We start from the raw sequence: 6,862 nt of genomic DNA on the forward strand, positions 1-6,862 counted from the left end.
ATTTTTAGCTATCTATTTATATTTTCTATCAGACTTTTGTTGAATTTTATGCGCTTTTCGATGCATCCATGGAATGATTGGAGTACAATCTTCCGCGTTTATGATTATTAGATTAAATACTAACGGTTTAATCACATTGAAGATCCTCAATTGGAGATAATTAGATGAAGCAAGCAGTTCGTGTTGCCGTAACTGGCGCAGCAGGTCAAATTGGTTATAGCCTATTATTCCGTATCGCAAGTGGCGAGATGTTAGGTAAAGATCAACCAGTTATTTTGCAATTGCTCGAAGTTCCTTTTGAGAAAGCTCAACAAGCGCTTAAAGGCGTGATGATGGAACTTCAAGACTGTGCATTCCCTCTTTTAGAAGGTATGGTTGGTACTGATGATCCTAAAGTTGCATTCAAAGATGCTGACTATGCTCTATTGGTTGGTTCACGTCCACGTGGTCCAGGTATGGAACGTGCTGATCTTCTTAAAGTGAATGGTGAGATCTTCATCGGTCAAGGCCAAGCATTGAACGAAGTTGCTAGCCGTGACGTTAAAGTACTTGTTGTAGGTAACCCTGCAAACACTAACGCTTACATCGCAATGAAATCTGCTCCAGATCTTCCAGTGAAAAACTTTACAGCAATGTTGCGTCTTGACCACAACCGCGCTGCATCTCAAATTGCTGCAAAAACGGGTAAAGCGGTTAAAGACATTAAAAACCTTACAGTTTGGGGTAACCACTCTCCAACAATGTATGCTGACTACCGTTTCGCGACAATCAATGGCGAAAGCGTAAAAGACATGATCAACGATCAAGAATGGAATGCAAATACGTTCCTTCCGACTGTTGGTAAACGTGGTGCTGCGATTATCGAAGCGCGTGGTTTGTCTTCTGCTGCTTCTGCTGCTAATGCTGCAATCGACCATATGCGCGATTGGGCTCTTGGCACAAATGGCGAATGGGTAACGATGGGTATTCCTTCAGATGGTTCTTATGGTATTCCAGAAGGCGTAATGTTCGGTTTCCCTGTTACTTGTGAAAACGGTGAATACAAAATCGTTCAAGGTCTTGAAATCGACGAATTCAGCCGTGAGCGTATCAACTTCACGCTTAATGAGTTAGAAGAAGAACGTGCTGCGATTGCAGATATGGTTAAATAATTTAATCTGATAAATTAAGTTGAAAAAGCATCTCATCTGAGGTGCTTTTTTTTATGTCCATAAAATCATTAATGCTGAGCACTCTACAAAACTTAACATGCTGATAATTGAATATAGCTGAACTTATTTTTTAACAACGCTATGGTTAAGAAACGAATAACTAGAATTTTATTGGAGAATAAAATGTTTGATCAACACCCGACTTTGGAATTGCTTTTTGATCAATTGGGGCTTCCTTCAGATTCAGCTTCAATCGATGAATTTGTGTTAAAGCATCAGCTACCTGAAGGTGTAATGATGCATGAGGCTGATTTTTGGACGGATTCACAACGCAATTTTTTGTCCAGTCATTGGCAAAAGGATGATGAATGGGCCATCGTTGTTGATACCCTAAATGAACTGCTCAACCACAACATAAAAAAGCTGCCTTAAATTGTTGATGATTCTGTGTAAAATTTAGTCACAATTAGAAACAACAAACCTAGTTTTAATGCTAGGTTTTTTTATAAAAATCTTATAAGTTATTTGAATAAAGCATGACAGAGAGTTTGATAAGGAGGCCAAATGGATATGTCTAGAAATATGTCACCTAAACCTTCATTGGAGCTTTTATTTTCTCAGTTGGGTTTAGCCAATAGTGCTGCTGCAATTGAGTTATATGTACGGACACATCAACTTAAAGCTTCAGAAAATTTGCATGATGCGCCATTTTGGAATAAGTCTCAGCGAGATTTTCTCATCAGTCATTTGGTTCAAGATGATGATTGGGCATTATGGATTGATGAGCTGAATCAACAATTACATATGGATTCATATCGAATCAAAGTGGTTTGATTTTCAGAATTTAAGTGAGTTTCTTATTTTTTTAAAATTTTGCTTTTTTATTTCATTGGTCGTAAAGGGAGGAGAACATTTGTTTCATTTGAATCTAAGTTTTAACTTTTCTTTAATCATAAAAAAACGCCTTGTTTAAGGCGTTTTTTTATGGGTCGAGCTATTTCTGATATTCAACAGAACTAAAGTTTAATGTAGCTTAGATTGAATAAGTTTAGAAAACCAAAGTTCCTCTTTAAGTGAATCAAAGGCACGATGATTTTTTAAAGTTTCCAAATCGAAGTCGGCAGTTTTACTGTATTTGGCCAGCCAATGACGTGTTAATGCCAGTTCTTTCTTTTCCGCACAACTATGTGCAAGTGACAGTAAGATGTCACCACGATTATGCGAAGTAAGCGGTTTTAAAATCTGCTGAGCGATTAAAGTCAGATGCTTTTCTTGGGTAATGTCATAATACTGCAAATAGGCTTGAGCTAAAGCGAGCGATAAATCTAAATAAAGTGACATAGGAATTTCTTCGTATTCAACACGCGCCTGTTCGAGTAGAACAATACCTTCTTGTAAAAAGTGAATTTGTTCTTGGCGAACTTGGCTAAATTTAACCAATTCAAATCTTAAATTAGCGCGCTCCAAGGCAAGTTCAGGCGTATTGTTTTCTAAATACAACTGATCTGTCTCACCAATACGAGCGACAATTTGTTGAGTATTTTTTAACATGAGCCTATACCTTAGTGATCAGTGCAGAGTATATCGGGATTGATTCTAAAATTTAAAGGATAAACACAATCTCATATTTAAGACACGCTATAACTAGGTTGTTATTTTAGCGAATACGTCTAACTTCAATTAGAACAGTCCGTCACTTTGTCTAAGCCATGCTGTGATGGATAAGCGTTGTTGCTTTGACAAAAGCACCTCATGTAAAAGATCACTTTGAAACAATGCAATACGATTGGGTTTTGGCTGAATGGTATGCCAATGGTCATTTTTATCTTGTAAGCGTAATTCACCACCCCAGTCATCTTGCCAATCTTCATGGAGATAATAGACTGAAGAAATGATTCGACCATTTTTGCCTTGTGGGTTGTCTCGATGTAAAGCATAAAATTCACCTGCGTTATAACATGCAAAATGAGCTTCAACTTCTTTAATCCCGAGATAAAAAGCACGGTTAAATTGTTGAGACAAGGCTTCAAGTGATTGAATATGGTATTGAGCCATCTTTAAATCGTCATTGATCCACAAAATATGATCACTACGAATATTGCTAACAATACCGTTTTGAATGGCTGCTTCACGAAATTGATTTAGATTTGAATAGCATTCATCGATTAAATCTTGAACATAATTTTGTGGATAGGCATGATCTAAAATACTAAATCCCTGATGATCAAAATCTTCAATGATTTGATCGATATCCCATGTATTTGGCAGAGAAAAACTGTTCATAAAAGCCATCAATTTAAATACAAAATTATTCATGTCTATCTTAGAGCATTCGATGGACAGTGAAGAATATTTTTTTCGTGCTAAAATACCGATTGAACTTAGGAATTAATCTGAACATGAATTACCGTCACCATTTCCATGCAGGCAACTTTGCCGATGTCATGAAACATGTGTTATTGCTTCAACTTTTGACACGTTTAAACGCTAAAGATAAACCTTATCGCTATGTAGATACACATGGTGGTGCAGGTAAATATGATCTCTCTACATCTGCAGCGCAAAAGTCTGGTGAATTTTTAAACGGTATTCATCGTTTGGTAAAGCTTGACGATTCAATTATCCGTAATGCGCCTGAAGGTGTAAAACAATATCTAAAAGTCGTTCAGGATATGCGTGAGGCTTCTGGTAAAGGTGCTTACCCAGGTTCTCCGTGGTTCGCACTTGAAGGGATGCGAGATATTGATAAAGCGACTATTTTTGAAATGCAAAAAGATGTATTTCAGCAGTTGTATATGAATATTCGTGATCGCCGTGCAGGTCTGCATGAGCGTGATGCGTATGAAGGTTTATTGGGTGTGATTCCACCAAAAGAAAAACGTGGTTTGGTGATGATCGATCCGCCTTATGAATTAGAACGTAAGGATTTCCCACAACTCGTTGAATTGCTTTATGCAGCTCATAAAAAATGGCCGACAGGTTGTTTTGCCGTGTGGTACCCAATTAAAGATCGTGCCATGATTGATCGTTTTGAAAAGAAAATGATGAAAACAGGCATTCGCCGTCAGTTGGTTTGTGAAATTTGCGTATGGCCAGATGACACCCCAGTTGGCTTAAATGGTTGTGCTTTGCTGGTGATCAATCCACCTTGGAAGTTCTCACAAGATGCGGATGAAGCATTGCAATGGTTATTCCCGCATTTACGTATGACTGAAAATGGTGGTCATGCTGCCGTGCGCTGGTTAGTCGGCGAATAAATTTTAAACATTCTTTAAGGTTACAGTTAGGATAGACGACAATGACAAATATAAATAAGCCTGAAAGCGACTCTTCCAAGCGTGAAATTCCATTTGATGGAATCACGTTTGAAGTTGAAGAAGAGGAGCATACCCAAGAAGGGCAAAAGGTTAAACGTCGTGGAATCTACCTGTGGCCAAACCTGATTACAACCGCTGCGTTGTTGTCAGGTTTCTACTCGATAATCGCGAGTATGAATGGTGATTTTGTTCAAGCCATTTACGCAATTTTTCTTGCTGCGCTTTTAGATGGCTTGGATGGGCGAGTGGCTCGTGCCATTGGAGCTCAAAGTGCTTTTGGTGAACAGTACGACTCACTTTCTGATTTGCTGGCTTTCGGTGTTGCACCTGCGATTTTAATGTATAGCTGGAGTTTGCATGATCTCGGTCGAATTGGATTGGCATGTTGTTTTGTTTATACCGCGTGTGCGGCATTCCGTTTAGCCCGTTTTAATGTGCAAATTGGTGTGGTCGATAAGCGTTACTTTATTGGTGTTGCAAGTCCTTTGGCTGCGATCATGATTATTTCAATGGTTTGGGTGGGACGAGATTTTCCAGAAATTTTTGATTTACGTGAAACAGGTATTCAAGTCATCAATGCTGTACTCATTGTTGCAGTTGGACTGTTGATGATTTCAAACATTAAGTACTATTCTTTTAAGACAGTAGATCGTAAGCGTGTACCGTTTGCCGTACTGCCCATTATTGTCTTTATATTTGCCGCCATCACTTACAACATTCCAGTTGGAATTTTAGTGCTTTCGATTGCTTATGCATTATCTGGTTTTGTGACTACATTTATGGCGCGGAAAAATTCCGCATAGAGAAAATTATTATAAAAGGAGCTTGAGATGCAGTTGTTAATGAATTTAGTCGATGAATCCAAACAACAGAATCAAGCTCAGTTTCCCTTAAAGCTTGATTACCACGGACCTAAAGGTCGTTATAAAATTATTCATCAAGGATTGATGATTCCTGGTTTACCTGCACCGCTTCATTATTTTAATTTTTTGACCATTATTGGTCAGCCTAATATCCCCATGATTCGTAATCCATACGCAATCAAAACCTATCCTTTAGATAGCGTTTCGTTAATCACCAGTGTCAGCCCACATATGGTCGGACATTTTCATGGTTATTCTATTCAAGATGATTGTGAGATTAGATCAAATGAATTCAGCTTTGGTTCAAAAGAGAGATTAACTGGAGCGATTCCACATTTTAATTTGACACGTGAAGATAATGAGCTATCAGTCAATTTGGAGATCGAAACCTACCCCATCATTTCGCATTTCACCAAGTTGAAGCTGGGTCTATTTGATCATTGGTCATTATTGTGTAGATGTCAGGGTGAAATTAACTATAAAGGTGAGCGATATATTATTGATCAACTCGGTTCATTCGAGTTTGCAAGAGCGATTAATATTCCCTATCTACCTTTGAATTTTTTCACTTATCAAATTATTAACTTAGACAACCGTAAACAACTTTTACTTGCTCAAATTAGAAATAGCTTCAATCAAATTGTTCAATCGCGTATGTATTTGAGAGATTTAAGCGCGGGTACATCAGAAATGTTTGATGAAAATGTTCATTTCAAGGTTCTACGTGTATATCCAAAGGTAAAAACCCCGAATGGACATGAAATGTATTTACCACGTGAATTTGAATGGAATTTAAAAACAGACGGCAAAACAATTAGAGTCATCGGTGAGAGCCGAGGGGATTACAAATTTGGCTTAGCTGCAGGTTATGTAGGCAGTTATTGCTATACAGTTGAGATCGATGGATATAGTGAAAGTGGTAAATCCGCCTATTGTGAATACATCGATTGTCGGTCACTCAAGTGGCAAGAGCAGCATCAAGATCAAAACGTTAGACAAGAATTAGCAAATCCTATGCCATGTACACTCAAAAAATAAGCATGAATACTAGGAAAAGTAGAATTTTGATTATTAAATAAGCATTCGTGATGTTTTTTATAAAATATTTAAAAATAGGGGTTGTGCCTGATCTGAAATGCTGTAGAATGCACATCCATCGGCGGTGATGAAGATTAAAACTTCTGATAAAACAGTAACTTAGTTAAAATGATTAAGTTGGGTTTTAGAAAGAAAGTTTAAAATAATTTGAAATTGCAGTTGACTATTTATCGAAAGAGAGTAGTATAGCCGACCTAGCTTGCTGGTGACGAACCAACAAGAAGATCATTAAGAGATTATGAAGAACAACTTGTGTGGATTTTTACTGATTGATTGATCGAAATTATTTTCATTGATTGATGGTAAAAATGACTCGAAGTTTATTTGAGAAATATTTGTCAGAAGATTGATGAGCCAAGATTGGTGCCCTATAGGCACTAAGCAATATTAAACTGAAGAGTTTGATCATGGCTCAGATTGAACGCTGGCGGCA

The 6,862-nt window shown here is 37.6% G+C and carries 8 protein-coding genes; 6 read left to right on the plus strand and 2 right to left on the minus strand.

Annotation, left to right across the window (positions count from 1 at the left end; genetic code table 11):
* Positions 1-164 precede the first annotated feature (164 nt).
* From AC5YD2_RS02545 to AC5YD2_RS02555, 3 genes are all read left to right on the plus strand, one after another.
* Positions 165-1,151: a malate dehydrogenase gene (locus tag AC5YD2_RS02545; protein WP_496124796.1), complete on the plus strand. Its 987-nt coding sequence runs from the start codon at positions 165-167 to the stop codon at positions 1,149-1,151.
* Between the two features lie 183 nt (positions 1,152-1,334).
* The gene (locus AC5YD2_RS02550; RefSeq protein ID WP_496124797.1) at positions 1,335-1,583 is read left to right on the plus strand and encodes a DUF2789 family protein; all 249 of its coding nucleotides are present in this window, start codon (positions 1,335-1,337) and stop codon (positions 1,581-1,583) included.
* Between the two features lie 150 nt (positions 1,584-1,733).
* Positions 1,734-1,985, plus strand: coding sequence for a DUF2789 family protein (locus AC5YD2_RS02555; RefSeq protein WP_496124814.1), 252 nt, complete (start codon positions 1,734-1,736; stop codon positions 1,983-1,985).
* A gap of 189 nt (positions 1,986-2,174) precedes the next feature.
* Here AC5YD2_RS02555 and AC5YD2_RS02560 read toward each other — a convergent pair whose 3' ends face one another.
* A complete protein-coding gene (locus tag AC5YD2_RS02560) occupies positions 2,175-2,702 on the minus strand; it encodes a hypothetical protein (RefSeq protein ID WP_496124798.1) in 528 nt (175 codons plus the stop codon).
* 129 nt (positions 2,703-2,831) lie between these two features.
* Positions 2,832-3,434 (minus strand): 2OG-Fe(II) oxygenase, encoded by a 603-nt coding sequence (locus tag AC5YD2_RS02565; protein WP_496124799.1) that lies wholly within the window; start codon positions 3,432-3,434, stop codon positions 2,832-2,834.
* Between the two features lie 116 nt (positions 3,435-3,550).
* Between AC5YD2_RS02565 and AC5YD2_RS02570 the strand changes: the two genes are divergently transcribed.
* Genes AC5YD2_RS02570 through AC5YD2_RS02580 form a run of 3 tightly spaced genes read left to right on the plus strand, consistent with a single transcriptional unit; the run spans position 3,551 to position 6,369 of the window.
* Positions 3,551-4,408: a 23S rRNA (adenine(2030)-N(6))-methyltransferase RlmJ gene (locus AC5YD2_RS02570; protein ID WP_496124800.1), complete on the plus strand. Its 858-nt coding sequence runs from the start codon at positions 3,551-3,553 to the stop codon at positions 4,406-4,408.
* 41 nt (positions 4,409-4,449) lie between these two features.
* A complete protein-coding gene (gene pssA, locus AC5YD2_RS02575) occupies positions 4,450-5,271 on the plus strand; it encodes a CDP-diacylglycerol--serine O-phosphatidyltransferase (protein WP_496124801.1) in 822 nt (273 codons plus the stop codon).
* A gap of 27 nt (positions 5,272-5,298) precedes the next feature.
* Positions 5,299-6,369, plus strand: coding sequence for a DUF6670 family protein (locus tag AC5YD2_RS02580; RefSeq protein WP_496124802.1), 1,071 nt, complete (start codon positions 5,299-5,301; stop codon positions 6,367-6,369).
* The last annotated feature ends 493 nt before the right edge of the window (positions 6,370-6,862 follow it).

This window comes from Acinetobacter sp. CY73, assembly GCF_059515865.1.

Bases quoted from the DNA above. Each gene is read 5' to 3' on its own strand.
- AC5YD2_RS02545 (WP_496124796.1), top strand. From the start codon at position 165: ATGAAGCAAGCAGTTCGTGTTGCCGTAACTGGCGCAGCAGGTCAAATT.
- AC5YD2_RS02550 (WP_496124797.1), top strand. From the start codon at position 1,335: ATGTTTGATCAACACCCGACTTTGGAATTGCTTTTTGATCAATTGGGG.
- AC5YD2_RS02555 (WP_496124814.1), top strand. From the start codon at position 1,734: ATGTCACCTAAACCTTCATTGGAGCTTTTATTTTCTCAGTTGGGTTTA.
- AC5YD2_RS02560 (WP_496124798.1), bottom strand. From the start codon at position 2,702: ATGTTAAAAAATACTCAACAAATTGTCGCTCGTATTGGTGAGACAGAT.
- AC5YD2_RS02565 (WP_496124799.1), bottom strand. From the start codon at position 3,434: ATGAACAGTTTTTCTCTGCCAAATACATGGGATATCGATCAAATCATT.
- AC5YD2_RS02570 (WP_496124800.1), top strand. From the start codon at position 3,551: ATGAATTACCGTCACCATTTCCATGCAGGCAACTTTGCCGATGTCATG.
- pssA (WP_496124801.1), top strand. From the start codon at position 4,450: ATGACAAATATAAATAAGCCTGAAAGCGACTCTTCCAAGCGTGAAATT.
- AC5YD2_RS02580 (WP_496124802.1), top strand. From the start codon at position 5,299: ATGCAGTTGTTAATGAATTTAGTCGATGAATCCAAACAACAGAATCAA.